Here is a 25,523-nt window from a genome sequence, read left to right on the forward strand (position 1 = left end):
GGGTTCTGGTTCAACTAAAGGTCAACTCTGGCCCACAGAACGAGGGACGGTCAGGCGATCCTCGGTAGCGGTTGTTCGGGTGTCAGCACGGCCGCTGCAGCGACGATCAGGGGGCGGATAATATCGCTGCGTCTCGGCGATGTGAAGTCGATGTGTTCCATCGTCGCGGAGACCGCTGCGAACATGGCGGCGTGCGGATGATCGTCGGGCACCCGCACCGCAAGCTTACCGAGCGAGATCGCCTCGCCAGGGTCACCTCCACGGAGGATCTGCGTGATCGCGGCGTGGAAGCTCGCATAGACCGTGTAGCCGACGGGATCGACCGGCATGATGCCGCTACCCACCGGCTCCCCGACCTTGTCGGGCCTGCGTCCCTCGACGAGATCGAGGAGATTCCGGCCGAAGACTGCGTGGTAGGCATCGGGCTGATATCCCGCAGCGGCGGCAACTCGCATGACGACGGTCGAGATCATCTTCGGCGAACCGTACGGAGTGTCAGATGCGTAGAGAATCCGATCCGGTGCAACGGTGGCGAAGAGCATGAGGAGGGAGGGGGTGCTCCACCATGCCGTGTCGAAGAACAGACCCGGGTGGGATGCTGCTTCTCGACCGATCCAGGAAAGGTCCGAGACTCCCGCGTGTCCAAGGATGATGTTGAGCCCATCGACGGAATCGATCAGATTGAGGGCGTCGTCCCCGAGGGTCGGGATTCCCCGCCCGGCGTGGAACAGAATCGGCACACCATGGGCAGCAGCGACGCGGCCGATGTCGGCGACGGAGGGATGTGAGAGCGCAAAATGCTCGCCCCGAGGGTGCATCTTGATGCCGCGTGCCCCGAGCGCGAGGCATCGCTCCGCCTCCTTGATAGCCACCGACCCGAGGCGCGGATCGACTCGAAGAAACGGGATGAGCCGTCCGTTCGAGATTCCTGCCTCCTTCAGGATCCGATCGTTCGCCTGTGGATACCCGAGCGGTTCCATGCTCGACATGACGACCGCTCCGGCGTGCCCGGCGTCTGCGAGTTTGTCGAGAAGCCGCGACGCGGTCCCGACGACGCCGTCCGGGTCATTCGCTCCCGTGTGCGTGTGGGCGTCCCAGATCTCAATCCCTCGAGGGAGGGTGGGGGCAGAGGCATCGTGCCACAGCGAGACCAGATCCATCCGGCGACGGTACCCCCGGCCGATCGGCAATCGGGTCACAGGCCATGCGCCTCTCGCTCTCGATACCATTCCGTGAACCAGCCTCGGTGCATCAAGCGAACCCGGCTGCGCGCGAGGGGGGCCAGGCATCCCGGTGTCCTAGAATTGGACCGAATCGGGCCTGTAGCTCCAATGGCAGAGCAGCGGACTTTTAATCCGAAGTGTGTGGGTTCGAGTCCCACCGGGCCCACGAGCACGAACACCAAAACCGGCGAGCCGCCCCCGTCAGGCCGTCGCGTCAATCGTTGCGCGCACCGAGACGGGGCTGAGACTTCTCGACATCGACAGCCGGTGGGGTCCCGCGACGACGGCGAGGTTGAGGTCCTGAAGCGTTCGCATGGTCCTCCACCCCATGACGGCAGGCAGGTCATGGATCACATGGGCCGATGTGATGACGAGATCGTCTGGTTTGAGGAGGTCGGTGATCGCCTTGCGCTCTCGCTCCTCGACGACGAACTGCACCGTGTCGAGTTCGCCGACCGCACCTTCGACCAGTGGTCGGTTCCTCGTCACGACGACGACGGGGACATCGGCAGCCCGCCGTAGCCTTCGTAGCGCCGCGAGCACGAGATTGGCGTCTTCCCGCCTCCAATCGAGATCCATTCTCCCGGTGACAGCGACGATGCGGGACCATGGCCGGACGATCCGAACAGCCATCATCGGGACTGGACACCGCTCACCAACGCGGTCGATGGCACTCCCGAACATGAAGTCGGAAGCGATCCGAGGACCGCCCCACGCGAGCAGTACCACCGATGCCCCTGTCTCCTCGATCAGGCTCAGCGTTCCATCCTCGAACGAATCGTCCACTCTGATGATCCCGTCGCTGTCGAGTCCAAGTGAGGCCGCTGCTGCTGCGGCAGCGCCAACCTTCACCTTCGCTGCATCCGAATGTCCGGGACTCGGGATCGCGAAGGGAACAACCAGACCGTCGTCGGGTCGAGCGAGTCCCGCCGAGAATGTCATGAGCGCATCGATGTCGGAACCTTGCGGCCGGATATCGACGAGAACATTCTGACCGATCGGGGCGGACGGCGCCTCGTGGCGAGGAACCCGTCTGATGAAGAACAGGGTCCCGAAGGAAGTAATCAGGGCAGTCGCGACAATCGCGAGAACCGCGGCGTTCACAGTCTCCTGACCGAACATCCCGAGGTTCAGACCGACCTGGGCGATCGCAAGCGTCGACGCTGCCTGCCCGAAGCTGAGTGAGGACATCAGCCCCACCTCGTTCCATGACAGATGGAAAATGAGGGCGGTGATGGCCGCTGCGGCCGTCTTTCCGACGATCACGAATCCCGTGAAGACGAGACCGAGCAACAGCGTTTCTGCATCGAACAGGACGCTCGGGTCGATGTTGAGCCCGATCGACACAAGAAAGGCAGGGATGAAAAGCGCCGTGCCGACGAAGTCGAGCCGCTCCATCAGCTGACCCTTCTCCGGGACCAGAGTGTTCATGCCGAGACCGGCAAGGAACGCGCCGATGAGTCCCTCGATACCTCCAAGGACCGCAACGGTGGCACCGGCAGCCATGCCTGCGAGCACGAACACAAAGCGCTGCATCCGGGTGTGACCGACATTCACGAAGAACCACCGCACAACCTTCGGGAGGATCCACATGGTGAAGGCGACGAGGAGGGGTATGGCGAGCCATACCGGAAGGGTCGGATCGCCCACGGTCGGTTCGATTCCCAGCCCACCGTCGATGTCGACCTCGATGACCGCCGTCGATGTCACGAGGGCGAGTACCGTCAGTGACAGCAGGTCCGCAACCACTCCCGCGGAAACGGCAGCGCTCACGGCTCGATTGTTCTGGAGACCAGCGGCCTTCACATCGGGATAGGCAACCAGCGTGTTCGAGGCCCACATCGCTCCAATGAGGGCGGCACCGAGCACGCTGATGTCGAACCATGTCAGGACGACCCACATGCTGAGCGAAAAAGGGATCACGAATCCGAGGAGCCCATACACGATCGCGTTGTTCCGATTCGTGACGAACCCCCTGATACTGAAGCCCAACCCTGCGAGGAACATGAGATAGAGGATTCCGATGGCACCCAGCTCGGCGACGAGGCCGAAGTTCCTCAACCAGCCGAGCACAAACGGACCCGCGATGACGCCGCCAGCGATGAGTCCGATGATTCCGGGGACGCGGAACCGTTGTGCCACGATCGGGCCGAACACGATGATGAGCAGAAGCACGAGCAGCGTTGCTTCCACGCTCCCAACAAGCATCATCGATCCTTTCGTCGTCCCGCCGTCTCGCCGGAATGATCGCACACGCGGGACCCCTGCGTCGTCGAACGCCCGCGACGAATGGATGTTCGGCACCTCCTCCGCATCGCGCCCTGCCTTCGCCGCATCGACGGCCCGATTAGCACGATCGACATCCGCCCTTTCGGAAAACACACCACCATTCGAGATGCCTCGGTGGCCACCGAGACGGTCGGTCCTGCGTCGGTCCGCATCCTTCGCGGGGAGACGCGATGATTTGTTCTGTGGGCCAGAGTTGACCTTTTAGTTGAACCAGAACCCTGGGTACGCGTCAACGCGAGGTGGGTAGCCTTGCGGGCATGGATCAGTCTCGGTATCGGGCGCGGCGCGCCGAGTTCCTCGACAAGCTCGGGGATGCGGTCGCCGTCGTTCCTGCGGGGAAGGAGCAGGTCCGCAACGACGATGTCACCCACGAGTTTCGCCAGTCGTCCGATTTCTTCTTCCTCACCGGGTTTCCCGAGCCCGACGCAGTCGCCGTCTTCGATCCACGCAGCGACACCGAGGCGTACACCTTGTTCGTACGCCCGCGCGACGAGGTCATGGAGGCATGGAACGGTCTTCGGGTAGGTGTGGATGGAGCGGTCGAGCGCTACGGGGCTGATGCGGCGTATCCCGTCGAGGAACTCGAGGAGTGGCTCCGCACGCGCCTGGTCGGAGCCGATGCAATCGCCTACGCCCTCGGCAATGCAGCGTATGACTCCACCATCATCAAGGCCCTGAACACCGGTTTCGCACACTCGGATCGGATCGGAACGGCAAGTCCGTCCGGCATTGTCGATCCCCGTCCGATCCTGTCCGAGATGCGGCTCATCAAGTCCCCGCCCGAGATCGACGCGCTCAAGGAGGCCTGCGGTATCAGTGCCATCGCCCACACCGAGGCGATGCGGTTCGCCGCTCCCGGGCGTACCGAGCGGCAGGTTGCCGCCGTGATCGCTTTTGTCGCCGCATCGATGGACAGCGAGCGGCTCGGTTACCCATCGATCGTCGCGGGTGGCGACAACGCGTGCATCTTGCATTATGTCGACAACGACAAGCCACTCCGCGACGGCGAGCTCCTCCTCATCGACGCTGGCGCCGAATTCCGGCACTTCACTGCTGACATCACTCGGACCTTCCCGATCAACGGCACATTCACCGCCGCCCAACGCGCCCTCTACGACCTCGTGTTGGCCACCCACAAGGCGATCATCGCAATGGTGAAGCCGGGGCTCGTATACGCCGACATGCATACGACCGCGACACGGCTGCTCTCCGACGGCCTCGTCGATCTCGGCCTCCTGCCCGGTACCGGCGACGAGGCGCTCGCGAAGGGCTGGTATCGGCAGTTCTTCTTCCACGGCACCGGCCATTGGCTCGGATCCGATGTCCACGATGCTGGCGCGTACCGACGCGAACGCGCCTCGCGAGCACTCGAGTCCGGCATGGCGTTCACCGTCGAACCCGGTTTGTATGTCGCACGAAACAAGACTCGCATCTCGCTCGGACAGGCGCCATACGATCCCGACGAAGTGACCGAACTGACGCTCCGGCTCGGGATCTCCGCGGCGAAGGCTGAGCTCGACCAACGGAACAGCGACGCCGGAACAGTCGACTTCGAAGTTCCCGCAGAGTTCCTCGGCATCGGTGTACGGATCGAGGACGACATCCTCGTCATACCGGACGGAGCCGAGAACATGACGGCCATGGTGCCGGTCGACCCGGACGCCGTCGAAGCCGTGTGCGCCGAGCCTTCGACAGTCCCGGTGTTCGCTCCCGACGCGAAGGGGGCCCTGGAATAGGGCGCTCCTCGACGGGGCGTGCAATTCGATCGCCAAGCCGCGGCGTTCTCACCGGTGTGGTGCCTGTGCGGTCACCCTCGGACCGCCGCCGTTCAGATGCCGGAGTCACTCCTCCGTTGACATCTGGCGACGGAGTTTCGCGATCGAACTCGACGCCGTACTCGCATCGATCCCGATACGCGGAAGCTTCGCCGAGTTCCGACGGTACCGGCTCTCGATGACCTCCGGCTGGACGAGGTCCTCGTCGTCGACACCTTCGCCCGAATTCGGCTTCGGCACCGACGGCGAGTAGTCAATAGCGACCTTCTCGCTCGTTTCGCTCTCGACGGTGGACGAGCTATGCCCGCCTCCCGCGCGGCTTGCTTCGAGGGCGGCAAGCGCCTCACGGCGGATCGCCTCGATGCTGTCACCGTTCGTGTCTTGCGAGGACGGTCCGTCGGATCCCGTTCCGGGAAGTGCGTACAAGGCGGGCGCAGGATGGTCGGCAGCGTGTTCCCGATCGGACACGGCTCGTTCGCGGCGAACCACCGCGGCCTCCCGCCGGTCGAGCTCGGCAACCCGGATCTCGAATTCGTCCGATTCTTGGATCGCAATAGCGTCGCGTTCGGATGTCGCGTCGCGGAGCACCGCTGCGGCATCCTCGCGCATCCGTTCAGCCTCCACCCGGGCCGCCTCGATGAGCTCCTCTGCCGCTGCCTCGGCCTCGCTGATCACGGTCGCTGCCGCCGATGCGATGCCTGCCTCGTCACTTTCCCCGTCTCCCTGCGCGGCACCCGCCTCCGCGACGATCTGTTCCGCGCGCTCCGTCGCTTCGGCGATCATCTTGTCCACGCGCTCCTGTGCCTCCGCGAGCTCGGCACCTGCCGCCTCTTTGGCTTCGGCGATGGCAGCAACTTCGGCGCGTTCTTCCTCAAGTTTCGCCTGCAATGCCTCGGCCTCGGCGTTCATCGACTCTCTGAGCGTGGCGATCTCCTGCTTGATCTCCTCAAGGTCGGCCTCAGCGGTGGACCGTGCGGCCTCCTGTGCTTCGTGTTCGGCGGCCTTGCGCTCCTCAGCGGCAGCGAGATCGTCTTGAACCGATGCGACGGCAGCTGCGACGGCGTCCGCCTGTTCCTTCCGCTCTTCGATGGTCGCCTCGAGCGCGGCGATCGCAGCTTTGAGCTCATCGTGCTGCTCGTGGGCTTCGGCGTCGGCAGCAGAGGCCCGTTCCTTGGCTTCGGCGAGTAGAGCCTCTGCCTCGTCACGCTTTCGGGCCGCCTCGTCACGGAACTCCTGTGCTTCCTCCCTGAGCGCCTCTGCGCCTTCACGGGCGGACGCGAGCGCCTCGGCGGCGTCTTCCTCAGCTTTGGCAGCCATCGCGGCAAGTTGCTCGAGCTCGGCTTCGCGCAGCACGATCTCAGCGCTGCGCGCCTCGGCAGCAGCTTCAGCGTTCTTGAGCAGCGTTTCGGCCTCCGACTTGATCGTCTCGGCCTCGGCGCGGGCTTCTTCGAGCATCGCCTCACTTGCCGCCGCAGCCTCCGCGACGAGCTCTTCGCGCCGCGCCCCGGTTGCGTCGTCGGCAAGCTGAACGAGTTCCTGCGCCTGCTCCTCGGCTTTGTCGATCGTGCCTTTGGCTTGCTGGTCGGCCTGGTCGATCCGGTGTTGAGCCTCCGCGTCGGCTTGTTCAAGCCGCCGTTTCACCTCTGCGTCGGCTTGGTCGATCCTGCGTTGCGCCTCTTCCTCGGCACGAGCCGTGGCCGCGGTCGCCTCGACGAGCTCCCGGTTCAGTCGGTCGCTGATGGATGCCGCGGCCGCCTCGGCCGACGCGATGATCTCCTTCGCTTTGATTTCGGCGGCTGCGATGGCAAACACCTCGTCACCTGAAGGTGCTCCCGCCGCGGACTGAAGCTCTTCGACCTGCTTCGCGAGCCGGTCCCGCTCTGCCGTGACGAGCTTGAGCTGCTCCATGTCGGCAGCTTCGACACGGGCAATCTCTGCCGCCTTCTCCTCAGCGGCCTTGACGATGTCTGCCGCCTGTGACCTCGCCGTCGCAAGGATCTCTTCGGTCTCGCCGGTCGGTGCGCCGATCACGAGGGCGTTCTGACGCGCCTCTTCTTCGATCTCGGTCGCCTGCTTGCGCGCACGCTCGAGGATCCGGTCCTTCGCGTCGAGCACGGCGACGATCGCAGCGTCGACGGACTGGTTCTGTTCTTCCTTGAGCTTCGCAAGCTCGTACTCGGCCTGTTCGAGGCGCACGCTTGCGTCCTGGGCACGCAGCGACAGGTCGCGGTACTGGGCGTCGACTTTGCGGAGGTACTCTCGCACCTCGTCTCGGTCGTAGCCCTTCCGCACAAGGGTGAACTCACGCCGTTCGAGTTCGTCCGGTACATCTTTTCCGATGATCGACACGCAGGATTCTCAACAGTTCGTTGGCTGCACAGTTCGCTACTCAAGTTGTCGGCCTGTTGGTGTCGACCCTTTAAGGGAAGGCACCCAGTTACGGAAGAAAAACGCGAAGGGTCATTTGCCCCGATCGCGCCCGCGACCGCCCACCAAGTGTGGTCCCGAATCGTGACTTGTCAACCGATTCAGACAGCAGCCACGATCGAGGGGTCGAGACCAGGGAAGGTCTGCATGTACGCCACGCGCTCGGCCTTGAGCCTCTCCACAAGGTCGGTGTATTCGTCCCTGCGACCCTGCCGCTGATACATGAGCCTCGGCTGGAGCAGGTCGGGATCGTCGAATCCGGGAAGGTCCTCGGCCACGAGGTAGCCGAAGTCGGGGTCCTCGACCCACGAAATCGACCCCGAGACGAACCCTTCGATGACAGCACTCGAGTGCCTGATCTTCACCTTCTTGGAGCGCTCGTCACCTTCGGGGCCGCCGACCCGACCCGTGTTCAGGACATAGACCTCGAGGTCGGGCATGGTGTCGAGCAACTCGAGGAAGCGGTTCCCCATCAGCGCATCGTTGTCGAAGAAGAACGGGTTCGTGCCCGGTACCCGCAGACTCCTGCCAGCCTCGGCCTTGCCACCCGCACTCGTTCCGATGGTTTCCCCGAGCATGAAGTAGGCCGCCGCCTGTTCGCGCTTGAGCTTGGCGATCGCAGGCACGATCGTCTGATTGCGGTTGAGCATCAGGATGTAGTCGGCTGTGGGAAGACCCCGAGGATCACGGTGGCGAATGTTCGCGAGCGGGAAGGTCGACCTCCCGTTACGGGTATCCGAATCGTTGAAGAAATCGACCTTCCCTTCGGGAGACACCCATGTGTTCTCAAGCCACGCGTCGGGCCGGGTCGTGCCCCCGTAGATGGTTGGCTCGTCGTGCGGGTCGAGCCCGAAGGTCTTCGCGAAGCAGCCGTTCTCGGATGCGTAGACCACGCCTCCGGCGAACAACGCGTTGAAGTCGTCCTGAACAGGGAGGGATCCGAGCTGCTGTCGGAAGGTTGTCGTCGTCTTGCCAGTCCCCGACAGGCCGAGCATCAACGCGACCTTCTCCTCGCCGTCGACATCAGGGAAGACCTTCAGACCGGAGTGCAGGGCGAGACCACCCCGCTCGTACACGAGGTGATTCCACATGCGTAGCCCGCCCATCTTGGACTCACCGAAATAGTCGGAACCGATCACCCGCGTCACATAGTTGTCGTGATCGACGAGGATCAACCGGTCATCCGGCTTGCCAGGCGCCATGAGGCCGGGCGTGTAGATGACGGTGAACTCCGGGCTCCATGCATCGTCCTTCGGGAAGAACAGCTGCTGCTGCATGGCAGGGATGTTGGCCTGAGTCTTCTCCATGTACAGCCTCGAACCCGTCCTGAACGCGGGATCGGGCCCGATGTAGCCCTCGATGAGAATCATGTCCTTGGCGGCGATGTATGCGTCCTGCTTGGCCGCCCACTCGTTGTACTCGGCGCGGCCCATACGGTTCTTGTGGTTCTCGACCTCGGTGATGAAGAAGGTCGAGCCCGCGAGGCGCGCTTTGACATCTGCCTTGTAGTTGATGTTGTCGAACTCCGTGACCGTGATGTTCGACATGTATTCCTCGACCCATGCCCGCATCTCCTGCTGGGTTGGGTTCACTGCAACCGACGCTGCAGGGGGAAGCTGGGAATCCACTCGTCCTCCTCGACGATTTCCCAAATAGGTTACGGAGCCCGGCGCTCAGCAACCAATCGGGGCCATCCACCGTTGGCGGTTGACTGCCAACGGTTCACATCACGCAACCGTGATGTCATCGGACAGGTACACATCTTGGATCGCGTTGAGCAACTCGATGCCCTCGGCCCTCGAGCGCTGAAAGGCCTTCCTGCCGGAGATGAGGCCCGTTCCCCCGGCTCGCTTGTTGATCACCGCAGTCGTCACGGCCTGTGCAAGATCACCGGCACCCGACGACGCCCCACCCGAGTTGATGAGACCCTGGCGTCCCATGTAGTTGTTGACGACCTGCCATCGTGTCAGGTCGATCGGATGGTCCGTCGTCAGCTTGTCGTAGACGGCGGCATGGGTGCGACCGAACCCGACCGCGCCGTAACCGTTGTTCGACTCGGGTTGCTTCTGCTTGATGATGTCGGCCTGAATCGTCACACCGAGGTGATTCGCCTGACCGGTCAGGTCGGCCGATGCTTCGTGGTTGGTTCCATCGACGGTGAAGTCCGAGTTGCGCAGGTAGCACCACAAGACGGTGAACATGCCGAGCTCGTGGGCTCGTTCGAAGGCTTCGGCGACCTCGACGATCTGGCGATCCGCCTCGAGGGATCCGAAGTAGATCGTCGCCCCAACGCCGGCTGCGCCGAGATTCCAGGCCTCGTCGGGTGACCCGAACATGATCTGGTCGTAAGTGGCGGGATAGGTCAGCAACTCGTTGTGGTTGAGCTTGACGATGTACGGAATACGGTGTGCGTACCGGCGTGAAGTCGCCGCAAGCACACCGAAGGTCGACGCGACCGCGTTGCAGCCCCCTTCGATGGCGAGTTCGACGATGTTGGAGGGATCGAAGTAGTCGGGGTTCGGTGCGAAGCTCGCGGCACCCGAGTGTTCGATGCCCTGGTCGACAGGGAGAATCGACACATAGCCGGTTCCACCGAGGCGGCCCGCGTCGAACAACCGCTGGAGATTGCCGAGGGTCCTTGCGTTGCGATTTGAATCGACAAGGACGCGCTCGATGAAGTCGGGACCGGGGAGGTGCAGCCGATCTTTCGAGATCGCGGGTTGATGGGAAAGTAGCGAGTCGGCTTGGTCGCCGAGTAGTGACCGGAGATCCATCGGATGCTCTCCTCTGTGGTTGTCGTCGTGTGTTCCATTATCGCGGACTCGGGCGGTGAGCGGATCTCACGATTCGATCGTTGCTCTCATCCGGTCTGCGAGATCGTTGGCGGTGTCCGTCGCCTCTTTCGCAAGCACCGCTGCTGCGCCCATCCAGTCGCCGCAGGCGGGGAACGGCGTGTCGAGGTCGATGTAGATCTTCAGCTTCGGCTCGGTGCCGCTCGGGCGGGCGAGGATCCTTCCGGACGGTTCGAGGCCGAACTCGATGAGGTTCGTGGCGCCAAGGTAGCGGGGGCGTTCGTCGGCGTGTTCGAGGAAGTCCGTTATGGCGGTGATTCTGCGACCGCCAAGCGTTCGCGGGGGGTCGGTGCGCAGGCCATCCATGGCCGCCGCAATGCGTTGAACGCCGTCGACGCCCTCTGTTCGCAGGGAAACCTGATCCGACACGCTGATCCCGTATGCGCGGAAAAGGTCGCCAACGAGATCCAGCACCGTCTTGCCTTCGGAGCGGGCGACCGCGGCCATCAGGGCGAACGCGAGCGCTGCCGAGATGCCGTCCTTGTCCCGAACGGTGGTTCCGACGGAGTAGCCGAGTGCCTCCTCGTAGCCGAGCGCGAGAACACCGACATCGTCCCGTTGGAGATCGAGTGCGGCATTCCAGATCCACTTGAATCCTGTCAGGCTTCGGGCCCAGGTCGCTCCGTGGGCCTCGGCAACCTTGCCGAGGAGCGGCGACGACACCACGGAGTTGACCACCGTTGCCCGCGACGGGTCAGGATGGTGCGACAGGAGGAATTCGGCGAGAAGACAACCGATCTGGTTGCCTGTCAAGGGCCGCCAGACCCCTCCGGGATCGGGTACCGACACTCCGAGCCTGTCGGTGTCAGGGTCGTTCGCGATGACGAGGTCTGCGTCGATGGCGGAAGCGAGGTCGTGAGCGAGGTCCAGGGTTCCCGGTTCCTCCGGATTGGGGAACGCCACGGTCGGAAAGGTCCCGTCCGGAGCAAACTGGCGTGCCACGGGGGTGACCTGCTTGAAGCCGAAGCTCCTCAGTGCCTCGGTCACGAACTTGCCTCCAACGCCGTGGAGCGGCGTGTACACGATCGACAGCGTGCGGTCACCCGTGAGACCCGGCAGGGTCGTTGCAACATTGTGGAGGTAGCCGTCAAAGAGCTCCGGTCCGATCGCGGTTGCCTCGGGGTGACCGAAGGGATCAGCGGCACGCGGGACACCGTTGGCTGGTCCGATCTGCTCGATCTGTTCGGCGATCTGTGTATCCGTCGGGGCGATGATCTGGATGCCGTTGCTTGCGTACACCTTGTAGCCATTGTCGGCGGGCGGGTTGTGGCTGGCCGTGATGACGATCGAAGCACATGCCCCGGCCGTGAGGCCTGCATAGGCGACGAGCGGAGTCGGCGTCGGATCCGCGAAGTATCTCACCATGAATCCGGCAGCGACGAGCACGCCAATCGTGTCCTCCATGAACGCCGACGATGAGGGGCGCGCATCCCTTCCGACGACGACGAGTCGGTCGCCGGGGGGGACGGTGGCCGCGAGATGTGCGGCGAGGCCGGCCGTCGTGCGGATCACCACCGCGCGATTCATCCGATTCGGGCCCGCTTCGACCGCCCCGCGTATGCCGGCCGTACCGAAACGAAGGGTGCCAGCCATGCGATCGACGAGGGTCGGAAGGTCATGGCTCGCGACGATCGCCGCGAGCTCGGCCCGTGTCTGCGGGTCGGGATCGCCAGCAATCCACTGCTCGGCGGCGTGCTCGAGGTCGTTCATGACGCGGAGGCTACCGACGAGTCATTTCGACGAAACATTCGCGCATCATGACTCGGTACGCGTTCGGTACTGATCGTAGATTTCGCCGCTTCTCCGACGCGCATAGTCGTACACGACATGCGTCCCGGCGAGATGGTCATGCCAGCCTTGGCGTTCGTCGTCGACGAGGACCCACACATAGCCGAGCCAGAACACCACGGCCGACACCACATACCCGAAGTAGCGAACGATCGAACGCCAGAGCGATGGAGGCGTACCGTCGCTTCCGATCACCTTGAGACCCATGAACCACTTTCCGATGGTGCGACCCGTGAGGGACCACAGCATGATGAAGTAGGCGCCCACGATGACGGGAATCATCCAGACATAGATGACGGTCATCGCGATGTTCGGGGTGAAGCCCATGCTCTCGATCGCGGAGTCGACGAGGGCGGCAACGCCACCCCCGACGCCGACGATGCCCGCGATCACGGCGAGGTCGGCGATGTAGGCGAACATCCTCGATACGAACCCTGCTGCCCGGTCTTGGAGGATGTGGTAGTCGTCCCGCTTCACGGCGCGTCCGTGACGGGCAGGGGTGGAACACCTCTCGGCTTCCGGCCGACGAGTCGACGGAAGATACCCTCGGCGAGACCGTCGGCCGCCGCTCCGGTCTCGCGAAGCTCCCTCACGGCCGATCCGGTGATCCCAAGCGTCTGCTCCCGAACGAGTTCCCCGAGTTCGTCGGATGTGCCGAGGTACCCGACGACACCATCAATGGACTGCTCGAACACTCCGACGGCGAGTACCCGGCCGCGCGCGTACTCGCCCACACCCACGGCGGCGAGGCGATCGCGTTCACGCAGGATCGCTTCGCGTGTTGGCTTGGTCAGCCCGTCGACGAACGAAGTGACCCCTGTCTCTGCTGCAACGAACGCCACCGTGTTCCACGCAACCCCGACGGCTCGCGCCATCGGGCGTGTTGCTGTGGCCCGCGCGACCGTACGCGCCACCGAGGGCATCTCGGATACCCAGCCGATCATCGCCATCAGGCTCGGATTGGCACGAATGGGCCCGATCGCTACCGATGCGGGGTCGCTTTCGGCCTGATCGATCGCCTCTGCAATCGTCATCAGGCGTTCGACGCCCTCACCGATCCCGCCGACGATGAGGCGGACAAGGGTCTTGTGGACTGCATCGGGCTCGCTGTATCGACCCGTTTCCGGCAGCTGATGACTCGTCATGGCGAGAACCCTACCGGCTCCGAGACCTCAGGTCACGGGTCGAGATCACAGGCCGACACCGGCCGTTCGCCGATATACTCGCCGGGCCGTAGCCGGTCCGGGTCGATACAATGGCGGGCGCCCAGCCCCCATCGTCCAGAGGCCTAGGACTCCGCCCTTTCAAGGCGGCAACGGGGATTCGAATTCCCCTGGGGGCACAACGCGGGGGCGTGGTGAAGCCTGGAGTTCACGCCGGCCTGTCAAGCCGGAGGTCGCGGGTTCAAATCCCGTCGCTCCCGCCATATTTGTACGCCTTGATCGTCGGTTGCTGGTCACACCGGCCAGGGATCGAGGTGCTTGGTCAGGTAGCTCAGTTGGTAGAGCACTGGTCTGAAAAACCAGGGGTCGGCGGTTCGAGACCGCCCCTGACCACCGGATTCGTGCGGACGCTCGAATCCTCGTCCCACCGACATCCACTACTGTCCGGATGCGTTCCGGTGACCGGTGCTCTTGCTACCTTCCCGTCATGACCCCCGACGAACGCGAAGAGCCGTTCCCCGGATTCGTCGAGGATGGTGACCGCTTCGACCGCCCGGTCCCGAGCCGGCGGGTGCGCAAGGTCATCCGATCGATCGCCGCTCTCGTCCTCGCCTCGATGCTCGCCGCGGCCGGAACACCGATCAGCTGGGTATCGATCGCCACGGCCGTCCTGATGTTCCTCATCTGGACCGAACTGTGGTCACCGCATCGTCACGACGACGATGTGATTTGAGGCTCCACTTCACCGGTGAGCCGCGTCCGCCACCGCGGCGGCAACGGCCATGTGTACCGACTCGTCGAGCGGCTCAGGAAGCAGTTCGCCTGCTGCCGTGGCATCGGCGATCGCATACGCCGCTGCACGCTTCATGGCCATCGTCACCGACGGGGCACCCGCGTCGAGCGCCCCCTTGAAGAGGCCGGGGTACGAAAGGACATTGTTGACGATGGCTCCGTCTGCGGCGACGGCTGCACCGGCCTCGATGGCTTCACGGGGTGTGATCTCGGGAAGGGGGTTCGTAAGCGCCAGGATGATCTGCCCCTCCCGCACCATTGCCGGATCCAGCAAATCCGACTGGCCGGTCGCCAGAACCAGAACATCGGCGGCTCCCACGAGGCGCTCGAAATGGGCGTGATCGGTCCCCATCACGATGTTTGCATCGGTCGACGCAACTTCGCGCAGCCGATCGACCCCGGCATCGGAAGGGTCGTAGGCGAGCATCGATCGGAAACCGAGCCCGGACGCCAATCCGGCGATAGCACTTCCAGCAGCACCGAGTCCTACCTGGCCGAAGGTGAGATCGTCGACATGGCGGCCCGTTTGGCGGGCCGCTGCGATGACCGCGGCAGCGACCACCACAGCCGTTCCGTGTTGATCGTCGTGGAAGACGGGAATCGAGAGCTCCTCCTCCAGCCGGCGCTCGATCTCGTACACGCCCGGCGTCGCGATGTCCTCGAGGTGGATCCCACCGAAGCCCGGCGCGAGCCGGATGACGGTGTCGACAAAGTCCTTCGGGTCCTTCGCGTCGAGCACGATCGGGACCGCGTTGACGCCAACCATCATCGCGTAGAACAGCGACTTTCCCTCCATCACGGGGAGAGCTGCTTCGGGCCCGACATCTCCGAGACCAAGCACCCTCGTTCCGTTCGTGACGATTGCGATGGTGTTCCCGCGCCAGGTAAGTGAGTTCGCGAGCGACGGATCTTCTGCGATGGCGCTCACGACACGGGCAACGCCGGGGGTGTACACCTCACGGATGTCCTGGAGGGTTCGAACAACGGCATTGGGACGGATCTTGATCTTGCCCCCGGCATGCTGATCCCACACCTTGTCGAAGTGCCCGGGGAGGACCTCGACCCCGTCGATGGCGGCCATCGCTGCTGCAATGGATTCGATCGCAGCCGCGTCGGGCGCGATGATCGCGACTTCCCGGATGTTGTGGTTTGCACCGATGTGGATCGTTTCGATTTCGCCGATGTTGGCTCCGTACTCGCCTGCAGCCGCCAGCGCTTTCGCGAGGAGCCCCGGGGTGCGGGCCGTCTTGATCCGAAACACTTCGTCGCGCTCGATGGATCGATCGCCCATTCAGTTGACTCCTTCGACCGTGAGGGTGTAGTTGACCATCCGACGAACCTTCCGAAAGCCGAGACGCTCGTAGATGCCAACAGCACCGGTGGGGTTCTCCGAGTCCACACCAAGGGTCGCATACTCGAGGCCTGCATCCCTGAACGCGGTCATGGCTCGGGTGACCAACAACGAGGCGAAACCACGCCCGCGGTGGCTGCGAGCCGTCCCCACACCTTCGATCCAGCCCTCGGAGTATCCCCGCTTCTCCCACTCTTGGGGATACGCCGCACACATCACATACGAGACAGGTCGGCCTCCGTCCATGACGGCGAACGAAGCGTCGGGTCGATGCATCTCCATTGATCGGCTTTCCCACATCTCGATCGTCCATGGCTGAGACCCTCGATGGTCCCGAAAGGCGTCGTTGCGGACCGCAAGGGCTTCGACCGACGGCACCTCATCGAAGGGGACGAGGCGGAACCCGGAAGGAACCTCAGCGGTGCCGATGGGCTCAGCGAGGTCACGCCGAAGCTCGTCGAGGAACATCGAGGGCGTGAACCCGTTCGCTACAAGGAGGTCCCGGTGAGCCTCCTGCTTCGGGTAGACATGCTGGTGATACCGAACCGGGAGCGCGGGGTCGATGCCCGCCGTTCGTTGTGCGCCGCGTTCGATCCACCAGCGAAGCGCAAACTCGCAGATCTGCGGGGTCCGGTACTCCGGATGGATGTAGTTGTCCTCATACACCTTCCATGTCCCCACCGGATTCGGTACGAGCTCACACCACAGCGAAGCCACGATGGAACCGTCACTTCGCACAGCAACGAGCGTGTCGGTGTCGGCGTCGGCAATCGGGCTTTCGAAGCGGTCGGCGATTTCGGCAGCGGTCTCGATGAAGGTGTCGTCGACGGCGAAGCACGCTGCTTGGAGTTCCTCGATTGCCTCGGCGTCGTCAGCAACCGCGGCACGCCACACCACCCCGTCGATGGTTGGAGGTGGTGGCATCATCTCGACTCGGCCTCCCGCTTGTCATCGCGGAACCGATCCCGAAAGATGACTGGGACAAGCGCGAGTGCCACGAATGCTGCGCCGGTGACGATTGACAGCGACAAACCGTAGTCGCCGCCGGACCGATCAACGAGTCCGATGATCGCCAACACCTCTGTAGCGAGAACCGCGACCGTGACGGCGATCGAACCTGAAGCGAGCAGCCACAGGGCGTACATTCCGACAAGCCGAGGTTCGGTCACAGGACACCCAGCCGATCAGTTCGTGAAAGTGGATGCCTGGGGCGACGCCCACCGCCTTGCGACGCGCTGATATCCCTCACCTGAGGCAGGGAAGTCCCCCCGCTCGAGGGCAAGGAGGCTGTCTCGGATGTCACCTGCGCTCTCATCGAACACGAGCTCACCGGTCGCAAAGACGGTTGCGACGCGTCCGTAGTCGAGTTCCAGCATCGAATCGGCGGAGAACCCGGCGAGCCATCCGTCGAGGTCGGTGAGGTGTTCGATCGGCCCTGCGGGGAACCCCGCACCCTCGAGAACCGACGCGGCCCACCGGACACGGTCGATCGCGTCTCCGATGGAGGTCCGGTAGCGGATCGACTCGATGTCGTTCGCCTCGTACAGCTCTCGTTCCGAGGCGTGGAAGGCGCAGAACCACCGGAGCGGCACATGGAAGGCAGAGGACAGGATGTGCGACCGCCCGATAGGGCCTGTACGCCGCAGGCGCGAAAGCTCGGCGAGTGCCCGTACCTGTTCACGGTCCGACACAAGGTACGAGTCGGGATCGTGACGCCCAAGGGCCACGACACCCTCCAACATGCGCACCCGCGGATTGCGCGGACACGCGTACTGCGTTCCGTTCCATACCGTGAAGATCGCATCGTCGGCGATCGGCTCACTCCACATGAACTCGTCGTCAACCACGACCCTGCCGACGCGGTTGATGCTGCGGTGGGGAGGGAGGCCCGCGACCTCGATCGACGGAACATAGACACGAAGGTACGCAGTGGCGATCATCCCCGCATGGTACGCACATCGACACACACCGTTGGCACCAGAATCGCCCGAGCATCCCGACCCGCGGGTGTGCCGTGTGGAGCCGGGAGGCAGGTCGGTATCATGGAAGGGTCACACGATCCGCGGAGAAGCACCTTGCGAGTCTTCGACCTCGTCGAAACCGGCGGCCACGAATCCGTCCACTTCGGGGCAGATCCCGAAACCGGCTATCAGTCGATCATCGCAATCCACGACACCACCTTGGGACCCGCACTCGGAGGCACCCGGTTCTACCCCTATGCGTCGGAAGAGGCGGCTTTGGTGGATGTCCTGCGCCTCGCGAGGGGCATGACCTACAAGGCAGCATGCGCCGGTCTCGACCAGGGCGGAGGGAAAGCGGTGATCATCGGTGATCCCGCAACGGTCGGGAACGCAGATCTCTTCCGGTCCCACGGGCGGTTCGTCGACTCTCTCGGGGGAACATACATCACAGCCGAGGATGTCGGGACCACCGTTGCGGACATGGTGATCGTCAGGGAGGAAACCAGACATGTCGCTGGCCTCCCCATCGAACACGGCGGCTCCGGGGACCCGTCCCCTGCGACCGCACGAGGAGTCATCGCGGCGATGACCGCAACCGCTGAACACATCTGGGGCACGGACGATCTCGCCGGAAGACGGATCGCCATCAAGGGTGTCGGTAAGGTCGGCATGTCCCTTGCCGAACGGCTCCATGATCGGGGAGCGGAACTCGTCGTGGCCGATGTCAACCAGGCAGCAACCGACCGGGCCGCGGCCGCGTTCGATGCCAAAGTAACTTCCGTTGACGACATCCATGCCGCCGACTGTGACATCTTCGCCCCGTGCGCACTCGGATCCGATCTGTCGCATGACACGATCCCGCAGCTGTCGTGTGCAGCGGTTGTCGGTTCGGCGAACAACCAACTCGCGACGCCCGACGACAGCATCCGCCTCATGGAGGCCGGGGTCGTCTACGCGCCGGACTTCGTCGCCAATGCGGGTGGCATCATCAACATCGCCGTTGCCAGGGACGGCTACTCCCTGCCACGCGCCATCGAATTGGTGGAGCACATTCGATCAACCGTTGCCATGATCCTCAAGCGTGCGGACGACCTCACCATCGATACGCATCGTGCCGCCGAGCTCATTGCAGAGGAACGGATCGCGCTGGCACGAGCAAAGGAGCACAAGTGACCCTCGAACTCGACAGTGTGATCGACCACGAAGCGCTCGGCCTCACCGACGATGACCTGATCGGCCTGTACCGCAACATGGTCCTCGCACGCAGACTCGATGAGCGTCTGTGGGCGCTGAACCGGCAGGGTCGCGTCCCGTTCGTCGTTTCGGTGTCGGGCCACGAAGCCACCCAGGTTGGAGCTGCGGCGGCGATCGATGCATCAAAGGACTGGTCCCTCCCGTACTACCGCGACACGGCATACGCGCTCGCGCTCGGGGTTCCCCCCGCGGATATCTTCGCGGGCGTCTTCGCAAAGGCCTCCGATCCGATGAGCGGCGGCCGTCAGATGCCAAGCCACTGGTCCGAACCCGAGCTGAACATCTTCACGCAGTCGTCGGTCATCGGGGTGCAGTACCCCCACGCGTGTGGCATCGCCTGCGAGCTCAAGCGCTCCGGTTCCGACGCCGTCGTGGTCGTCGACGGCGGTGAAGGATCAACTTCCGAGGGTGACTGGCACGAAGCCATGAACTTCGCTGGCATCCACGAGCTCCCGGTCATCTTCCTCATCCAGAACAACCTGTATGCGATCTCGGTGCCTGCCGCGTCGGAAGTCGCCGGTCAGGTTGCGGACCGGGCCGCGGGGTATGGCATGCAGGGAGTTGTCGTCGACGGCAACGATGTGCTCGCGGTCTACGGGGCCATGACGGCAGCCGTTCAGCGAGCGCGTGCAGGGGAAGGACCCACGCTGATCGAGGCGAAGACCTACCGCTACTACGCCCACACCTCCGACGATGACGACAAGCTGTACCGAAGCCGTGAAGAAGTCGAGTTGTGGCGGCGAAAGGATCCGATCCCGAACTTCCGTCAGTACCTCGTCGAACAGCGAATCCTCTCCGACACCCTCGAAAGAAGCATCGAGAGCGAGATCGCCGACGAGATCGCCGCGGCGGTCAAGACAACGGAGAGCTCCCCCGATCCGACGGATCCATTGAGCCATGTGTACCGGAACCCGATCGAGCCTTCGGTACCCGTCACCGAGATCGAACCGGCACCCGACGGCCCCGAGGGGAACCTGATCACGGCCATCAACCGGGGATTGCACGCGCTGATGGCAGACGAGGATCGCATGGTCGTGTTCGGCGAAGATGTCGCCGATCCAAAAGGTGGCGTGTTCAAGGCGACGAAGGGGCTCACCGACACTTTCGGCAACGACCGGGCATTCAACACGCCGCTTGCGGAGGCCCTCATCATCGGACTGAGTGTCGGCATGGCAGCTGCTGGTGGCCGACCGTGTCCCGAGATCCAATTCGCCGATTTCATTCATCCCGGATTCGATCAGATCGTGTCGGAGCTCGCCCGCGTGCACTACCGATCCGACGGTCGCTGGAACATGCCCGTCGTGTTGCGGGTTCCGTACGGCGGCGGCATTCACGGAGCGATGTACCACTCGCAGTCGATCGAGGCGTTCTACGCCCATGTCCCGGGATTGAAGGTCGTTGTGCCATCGACGCCTGCCGACGCCATCGGGCTTCTTCGGTCAGCGATCGAAGATCCGGACCCTGTCATGGTGCTCGAACCAAAGAAGCTCTACCGCCTTGCGAAGGGACCGATGCCCGAAAGCGGCTACCGGGTTCCGATCGGGCGTGCTGCACTCAGAAGGGACGGCTCGGACCTCACGATTATCGCCTACGGAACGATGGCCCACCGGTCGGTGGAGGCTGCCGACCTCCTCGCCTCAGAGGGGATCAACGCAACCGTGCTCGACCTGCGTTCGCTCCGACCGCTTGATTGGCCGTCGATCGAAGCAGCCGTGAAGCGAACCTCGAAGGTCCTGATCGTGCACGAGGACAACAAGTTTCTGGGGTTCGGAGCCGAGGTTGCGGCCCAGATCGCTGAGCAGTCGTTCGAGTGGCTCGATGCACCCGTTGCTCGGTACGCAACACCCGAGATACCGTCGTTCCCGTTCGCCCAAGGCCTCGAGGATCGGGTCATGCCCACCGTCGAAGGCATCGTTGACCACGCTCGGACACTCGACCGATACTGAGCCCCGCCCTCCATGCCATTCCGTACTGCACGGTCACAGGACATCGATGCCATCGCCGCGTTCACGACGGGAACCTTCGACTGGGGCGACTATGTGCCCGAGTCGATCTCCGGATGGATCGCCGATGCCTCCGGGAGAGTGTTGGTCGCCGTCGACGACGACGATCGTCCGGTTGCGATCGGGCGCGGCCTTCTCCTGACACCGCAGGAAGCCTGGTTCCACGCTGCGAGAGTCCACCCTGCTTGGCGTGGACGCGGCATCGCGAGCGACATGGCCGTCGCCCTCGCTGATTGGGCACGCACGCAAGGGGCCCTCGTGGCGAGGCTGCTCATCGAACAGGACAATGCCGCGTCCGTCCGCCACATCGCAAAGACCGGCTTCCGGCAGACGGCCGTCGTTCACCGGGGCTGTCGGGACCTTCAGGCGCCGTCGCCACAACAGAAGGGAAACGGGGGTCAGCGGCGACGATCCCTGATGTCGGCACAACGAGGAACGCGCTTCGATGCCGAGATGATCGCAGCGAGCTGGCCGACCAGCGATGCGGGACGAGCCATGCGGGGACTCATCGGCAGGTCGTGGGCGTTTCATCGGCTCCGCTCGAGAGATGTCGAGACAGCAGCAGGCGAGGGCCGATTGTGGGCCGTCGGCAGCGCATGGGCCATTGTCGACGAACGAGACGGCATCTTCGAGATCGGCCTTCTCGATGCTGCGGAGTCGGACGCTGGCGTTGTTGTCCGTGCCCTCGTCGATCTTGCAGCCGATCGGGACGCCCATACCGTGTGGATATGGCATGCCGACCTCCGGTGGTTGACCGACGCGGTCGCGGCTGCTGGGTGCGAATCCGAGGCGAGCGGTATCTACGCGCTCGGTCTGTGAGACGCTGCTGAGGACTGGACCGAATAGGGCCCATCGGCGTCGCGCCATTGGCGCCAATACACCTCCACGGGATGCAACACCGAGTAGCCGTCTCCGAGGTACCGGCGGAGTTGCATCTCACAGCCGATGTTTGCGGTCGCGACAACCGTGACGCCCGACCGTGTGACCGCATCTGCCTTCGCCACACCGAGGCGTTGTGCCATCACCGGCTCATCGATCGAGTAGATACCGGCTGCGCCGCAGCACAGGCCGCCACGATCGACGGGGACCGGTTCGAATCCTGCGGCAGCGACAACGGTGTCGACCGAGGTGTGGGCCCGCTGACCGTGTTCGAGATGACAGGGATCCTGAATCGCAACGGACCGTCCGGTTTGCGGCAGCGTGGGGAGCCGCCCGTCGGCGATGGCGTCGGCGACCACCTCGTTGATGTCCCTCACTCGACGGGCCAGATCGACGCCGGCTTCACCGAACCGGCCGTACATCTTCAGATGGGCACCGCATCCCGCGACATCAGCCACCACGATGTCCGCGCCACGGAAGGCCACGATGTTGCGTTCGGCCATTTTCGCTGCGTCGGCCGCGAACCCGCTGTGGGAGGCGAGTGCGCCGCAGCAGGTTTGGGTAGCAGGCGCTTCGACCCGGTATCCGGCCGCAACGAGGAGCTCGACGGTGGCGGTGTGGACCGCCGAGCACCACACATCGGAAACGCATCCCGACACCAGCATCGCGACGGGCCTTCCGTCGCTGCCCCACGACCCGCCTGCCGAGGTACGGGCCACAACGGGCAGACGCCGAAGCCCCATCGCCTGATTCCCGATGACGGGCAATCGGGTGAGGAGCCCCGCGCGCTGCAGCAGCGCAGCAACCAGGGTGATCGTTCGCAGCAACCATCGGGATCGCAGAACGGTGGTCAACCCGAAGCGACGGATCTTTTGCAACCCCTGTGGCGCCTGCGCCTCGGCCTCTGCCCGTGCACCCTCCATCGCCTCCCCGAAGGGCACAAGTGACGGACAAGCGGTCTCACAGGCCCGGCATTGGAGACACAGCGACATCATCTCGGCGAACCGATCGTCGACAGCGACACCTGCGGCATCGACGAGCGTCATCGCGGCGAGGCGACCACGGGGGGAAGCTGTTTCATCTCCGGTGAGGCGGAAGGTCGGACAAACGGGGAGACACAGGCCGCAGGCGACACATGACTTGAGGGCGCTCCGCTGTGGGTGGTGCCTTGTGGTCCACGGCATCAGAGGCCCCCTGGCAGGATTCCGGGGTTGCAAACACCGCGCGGGTCGAAGAGTGCCTTCATGCGTCGCTGGATCTCGAGTGTGTCGCGCGGCGTTCCCCACGGATCCACCGTTGCGAGCGCCAATCCCGGTGCCGTGACGACAAGAGAACCACCGACCAGTTCTGTGCGGGCCCTGAGTTCGAGCACTTCCTCTGGGCGGATCGCAGCGAAACCGGCGTCGACGACACCAACCCCGTGTTGGGCAACGAACCGTTCGGCCCCCAAACGCCGAACACGGCTCACCGTGTCGGTGACATGGGCAGGAGGCACACGCACGGACAGACGGATCGGCGAGTTGATCGCTTCCGGAGGCTTTGTCTGCGTCGACGCTCCGACGAGGGCCATCTGTGCGTCGACATGGGGCTCGTTTCCTTCGAGCACCGCAAACGAGAGCACTTCGGTTTCGAGGATCGCCGCCGGTCGGAACAGGACACGGAGGGCATGGGCAGGGTCATCGACGACAACGGTTCTCCGAAGAGGTGGGAGCGGCCACAGCTTGAGGCAGATCGTCCCGATCAAGCCGAGGGATCCGAGGGATCCGGTGACCAGCCGTGGGAGGTCGTATCCGGTGACATTCTTGACGAGCCTTCCCCCTCCCCTGACGACCTTCCCGTAGCCGGTCGCCATCGTCACCTCGAGCACCCGGTCCCGCGTGGGGCCATATTTGAGCCGTGCATGGCCAGAAGCCCCCTCGGCGATGAGACCACCGACGGTTCGGTTCGGCTCATCGACCGGAAGCAGGGTCGTGAGACCCTTGGTTCCGACGAGATGCTCGACTTCCCCGACGGGCATGCCTGCTTCGACAACGATCGTGAGATCCTCGACAAGCCACTCGACGACACCCTTCATCCCGGCCGTGTCGATCCTGACATCGCCGTCGCCGATGCCCCCGAGACCCTGGCGCGATCGGGAACCTGCGAATCGGATGGTCTGCAGATCGGCGGCAGCCTCGCGAATTGCGTCAGCCGCATCGTCGACCGTTTCGGGGGATACGACCGTCGTCATGGCAGTCCGGTGCCTGCCGCATCGAAGCACCGGGACCCGGTGGGAAGCACTTTGCCAGGGTTCATGACACCGTCAGGATCGAAGGCGTCGCGGATCCGGGCCTGTGCGTCGAGGTCTGACTCGTCGAAGACGAGACCCATCAGGTCCCGCTTCTCGATGCCGATACCGTGTTCACCCGACAACGACCCGCCCGCTTCGATCGACGCGACGACCATTTCGGTGGCCGCTGCTCGTACCTTGTCGAGCATCCCGGGTTCCGAGCTGTCGAATGCCACGAGCGGATGCAGGTTCCCATCACCGGCGTGGAACACATTGAGCATGTCGAGTTCGTAGCGCGATCCGATCTCATAGATGCGGGTCAGCACCTCGACGAGTCGCGTCCGCGGCACGACCGTGTCGTGGAGGTAGTAGTCGGGGGCCTTTTGTGCAACAGCACCGAACGCGGCCTTGCGAGCCTTCCACAGCAGGGCGCGGTCCTCAGGGTCCCTCGCGGTCCGGATCGAGGTGGCACGGTGCTCCCTCGCGATCGCCTCGATCGATGGAGCCGCGCTCGCAACGGACTCCGGCGTTCCGGTGACCTCGGCGAGTAGGACCGCAGCGGCTTCGGTCGGGTATCCGGCGTGGACGAACTTCTCGACGGCTTCGACCATCGGCTGGTCCATCATCTCGAGGGCGGCAGGGATCTGCCCCGAGGCGATGATCGCCGACACGGTCGCGGCTGCGTCGGTGATCGACGAGAACCCGATGAGGATGGTGGTGGCGTCCGGGGAATTCTGCATGAGCCTGACGAGGATCCTCGTTGCGATCCCGATCGTGCCCTCCGAGCCAACGAGGACAGCGCGAAGGTCGAGGCCCGGCGTGTCCGGTGCCGCACCTCCGACGGTGATGACATCTCCCTCCGGGGTCACCATCTCAGCGGCGAGAATGTGGGCCACCGTGGTGCCGTCGGCAAGGCAATGCGGGCCACCTGCGTTCGTGCCCAGGTTGCCGCCGATCGTGCTCGCGGCCTGAGACGAGGGATCGGGGGCGAAGTGCAGCCCATGGTCGACAAGACGCTCTGATAGGTCGAGGTTGATGAGACCGGGACCGACCCACGCCGTTCGCGCCACCTCGTCCACTTCGTGGATGGCGTTGAGCCGGGTCAGGACAATCAACAGGCCGGGCCGTGCCGGCACCGCACCGCCCGCGAGCCCGGTACCGGCCCCGCGGGGAACGATCGGAACACGGTGGCGAAGGGCGATCCGCACACATTCGGCGACTTCCTCGGTGGTCGAAGGCAACACCGCGGCGACGACGGTGCCCGCGGTGACGCCAGCATCACGGGCGAAGACGGCAAGATCGAGACGGTGACTGCGGAGGGCGTCGCCGCCGACCGCTTCGCGCAGATCCTCGATGAGGTCCCGATCGGGTTCCATGGTTCGAGACTAGGACCGCGGTGCACCAGCTCCGGTCGACCGCAATTCGGCTCGCGGTCCGCGGTGTTCCCGCCCTCACCGAGCTGTCCGGTGGACCCTCGACCGGCTCGCTACGCTGCGC

The 25,523-nt window shown here is 64.2% G+C and carries 20 protein-coding genes and 4 tRNA genes; 9 read left to right on the forward strand and 15 right to left on the reverse strand.

Annotated features, from left to right (window positions below; translation table 11 throughout):
* Positions 1–50: 50 nt before the first annotated feature.
* Positions 51–1,160, reverse strand: a complete 1,110-nt coding sequence (locus R2823_01580) for an amidohydrolase family protein (protein MEZ5174885.1) — start codon at positions 1,158–1,160, stop codon at positions 51–53.
* 156 nt (positions 1,161–1,316) lie between these two features.
* Between R2823_01580 and R2823_01585 the strand changes: the two genes are divergently transcribed.
* Positions 1,317–1,389 (forward strand) — tRNA-Lys (locus R2823_01585).
* 35 nt (positions 1,390–1,424) lie between these two features.
* Here the strand turns inward: R2823_01585 and R2823_01590 are convergent.
* Positions 1,425–3,605, reverse strand: a complete 2,181-nt coding sequence (locus tag R2823_01590) for a cation:proton antiporter (GenBank protein ID MEZ5174886.1) — start codon at positions 3,603–3,605, stop codon at positions 1,425–1,427.
* Between the two features lie 164 nt (positions 3,606–3,769).
* Between R2823_01590 and R2823_01595 the strand changes: the two genes are divergently transcribed.
* Positions 3,770–5,248, forward strand: a complete 1,479-nt coding sequence (locus R2823_01595; GenBank protein ID MEZ5174887.1) for an aminopeptidase P N-terminal domain-containing protein — start codon at positions 3,770–3,772, stop codon at positions 5,246–5,248.
* Between the two features lie 105 nt (positions 5,249–5,353).
* On the opposite strand, the gene R2823_01600 is transcribed toward R2823_01595, so the two are convergent.
* The 6 genes from R2823_01600 to R2823_01625 form a co-directional block, all read right to left on the reverse strand.
* Positions 5,354–7,636: a DivIVA domain-containing protein gene (locus R2823_01600; protein MEZ5174888.1), complete on the reverse strand. Its 2,283-nt coding sequence runs from the start codon at positions 7,634–7,636 to the stop codon at positions 5,354–5,356.
* 179 nt (positions 7,637–7,815) lie between these two features.
* Positions 7,816–9,342 (reverse strand): phosphoenolpyruvate carboxykinase (ATP), encoded by a 1,527-nt coding sequence (locus tag R2823_01605; protein ID MEZ5174889.1) that lies wholly within the window; start codon positions 9,340–9,342, stop codon positions 7,816–7,818.
* Positions 9,343–9,441: 99 nt separating this feature from the next.
* Complete coding sequence (locus R2823_01610; protein ID MEZ5174890.1) at positions 9,442–10,488, reverse strand: class I fructose-bisphosphate aldolase; 1,047 nt, start codon at positions 10,486–10,488, stop codon at positions 9,442–9,444.
* A 66-nt stretch (positions 10,489–10,554) separates the two neighbouring features.
* A complete protein-coding gene (locus R2823_01615) occupies positions 10,555–12,276 on the reverse strand; it encodes a phospho-sugar mutase (GenBank protein MEZ5174891.1) in 1,722 nt (573 codons plus the stop codon).
* Positions 12,277–12,321: 45 nt separating this feature from the next.
* Complete coding sequence (locus tag R2823_01620) at positions 12,322–12,831, reverse strand: RDD family protein (protein MEZ5174892.1); 510 nt, start codon at positions 12,829–12,831, stop codon at positions 12,322–12,324.
* Positions 12,828–13,499, reverse strand: coding sequence for a hypothetical protein (locus tag R2823_01625; protein MEZ5174893.1), 672 nt, complete (start codon positions 13,497–13,499; stop codon positions 12,828–12,830). The genes R2823_01620 and R2823_01625 overlap by 4 nt, the downstream gene beginning before the upstream one ends.
* A gap of 124 nt (positions 13,500–13,623) precedes the next feature.
* On the opposite strand from R2823_01625, the gene R2823_01630 reads away from it, so the two are divergent.
* The 4 genes from R2823_01630 to R2823_01645 all read left to right on the forward strand — a co-directional run bounded on the left by R2823_01630 (position 13,624) and on the right by R2823_01645 (position 14,250).
* Positions 13,624–13,696 (forward strand) — tRNA-Glu (locus R2823_01630).
* Between the two features lie 6 nt (positions 13,697–13,702).
* Positions 13,703–13,780 (forward strand) — tRNA-Asp (locus R2823_01635).
* A gap of 57 nt (positions 13,781–13,837) precedes the next feature.
* Positions 13,838–13,910 (forward strand) — tRNA-Phe (locus R2823_01640).
* Between the two features lie 94 nt (positions 13,911–14,004).
* Complete coding sequence (locus R2823_01645) at positions 14,005–14,250, forward strand: hypothetical protein (protein MEZ5174894.1); 246 nt, start codon at positions 14,005–14,007, stop codon at positions 14,248–14,250.
* 9 nt (positions 14,251–14,259) lie between these two features.
* On the opposite strand, the gene R2823_01650 is transcribed toward R2823_01645, so the two are convergent.
* Genes R2823_01650 through R2823_01665 form a run of 4 tightly spaced genes read right to left on the reverse strand, consistent with a single transcriptional unit; the run spans position 14,260 to position 17,600 of the window.
* Positions 14,260–15,600 (reverse strand): NAD-dependent malic enzyme, encoded by a 1,341-nt coding sequence (locus R2823_01650; GenBank protein MEZ5174895.1) that lies wholly within the window; start codon positions 15,598–15,600, stop codon positions 14,260–14,262.
* Complete coding sequence (locus R2823_01655; protein MEZ5174896.1) at positions 15,601–16,587, reverse strand: GNAT family N-acetyltransferase; 987 nt, start codon at positions 16,585–16,587, stop codon at positions 15,601–15,603.
* Positions 16,584–16,829 (reverse strand): hypothetical protein, encoded by a 246-nt coding sequence (locus R2823_01660; protein MEZ5174897.1) that lies wholly within the window; start codon positions 16,827–16,829, stop codon positions 16,584–16,586. The genes R2823_01655 and R2823_01660 overlap by 4 nt, the downstream gene beginning before the upstream one ends.
* A 15-nt stretch (positions 16,830–16,844) precedes the next feature.
* Positions 16,845–17,600 carry a hypothetical protein gene (locus tag R2823_01665; GenBank protein ID MEZ5174898.1) on the reverse strand — a complete coding sequence of 252 codons (756 nt, stop codon included), beginning with the start codon at positions 17,598–17,600 and terminating at the stop codon, positions 16,845–16,847.
* Positions 17,601–17,702: 102 nt separating this feature from the next.
* On the opposite strand from R2823_01665, the gene R2823_01670 reads away from it, so the two are divergent.
* From R2823_01670 to R2823_01680, 3 genes are read left to right on the forward strand one after another with little or no spacing between them, the layout of a single operon-like run.
* Positions 17,703–18,794, forward strand: coding sequence for a Glu/Leu/Phe/Val dehydrogenase dimerization domain-containing protein (locus tag R2823_01670; protein ID MEZ5174899.1), 1,092 nt, complete (start codon positions 17,703–17,705; stop codon positions 18,792–18,794).
* Positions 18,791–20,821 (forward strand): thiamine pyrophosphate-dependent enzyme, encoded by a 2,031-nt coding sequence (locus tag R2823_01675; protein MEZ5174900.1) that lies wholly within the window; start codon positions 18,791–18,793, stop codon positions 20,819–20,821. The genes R2823_01670 and R2823_01675 overlap by 4 nt, the downstream gene beginning before the upstream one ends.
* A gap of 12 nt (positions 20,822–20,833) precedes the next feature.
* Positions 20,834–21,697 (forward strand): GNAT family N-acetyltransferase, encoded by an 864-nt coding sequence (locus R2823_01680; GenBank protein ID MEZ5174901.1) that lies wholly within the window; start codon positions 20,834–20,836, stop codon positions 21,695–21,697.
* Here the strand turns inward: R2823_01680 and R2823_01685 are convergent.
* From R2823_01685 to R2823_01695, 3 genes are read right to left on the reverse strand one after another with little or no spacing between them, the layout of a single operon-like run.
* Positions 21,679–22,941, reverse strand: coding sequence for a (Fe-S)-binding protein (locus R2823_01685; GenBank protein ID MEZ5174902.1), 1,263 nt, complete (start codon positions 22,939–22,941; stop codon positions 21,679–21,681). The genes R2823_01680 and R2823_01685 overlap by 19 nt on opposite strands.
* The gene (locus R2823_01690; GenBank protein MEZ5174903.1) at positions 22,941–23,987 is read right to left on the reverse strand and encodes an FAD-binding oxidoreductase; all 1,047 of its coding nucleotides are present in this window, start codon (positions 23,985–23,987) and stop codon (positions 22,941–22,943) included. The genes R2823_01685 and R2823_01690 overlap by 1 nt, the downstream gene beginning before the upstream one ends.
* Positions 23,984–25,402, reverse strand: a complete 1,419-nt coding sequence (locus R2823_01695) for an FAD-linked oxidase C-terminal domain-containing protein (protein MEZ5174904.1) — start codon at positions 25,400–25,402, stop codon at positions 23,984–23,986. The genes R2823_01690 and R2823_01695 overlap by 4 nt, the downstream gene beginning before the upstream one ends.
* Positions 25,403–25,523 lie beyond the last annotated feature (121 nt).

This window comes from Acidimicrobiia bacterium (genome assembly GCA_041393965.1).
GTDB lineage: Bacteria > Actinomycetota > Acidimicrobiia > Spongiisociales > UBA5794 > UBA5794.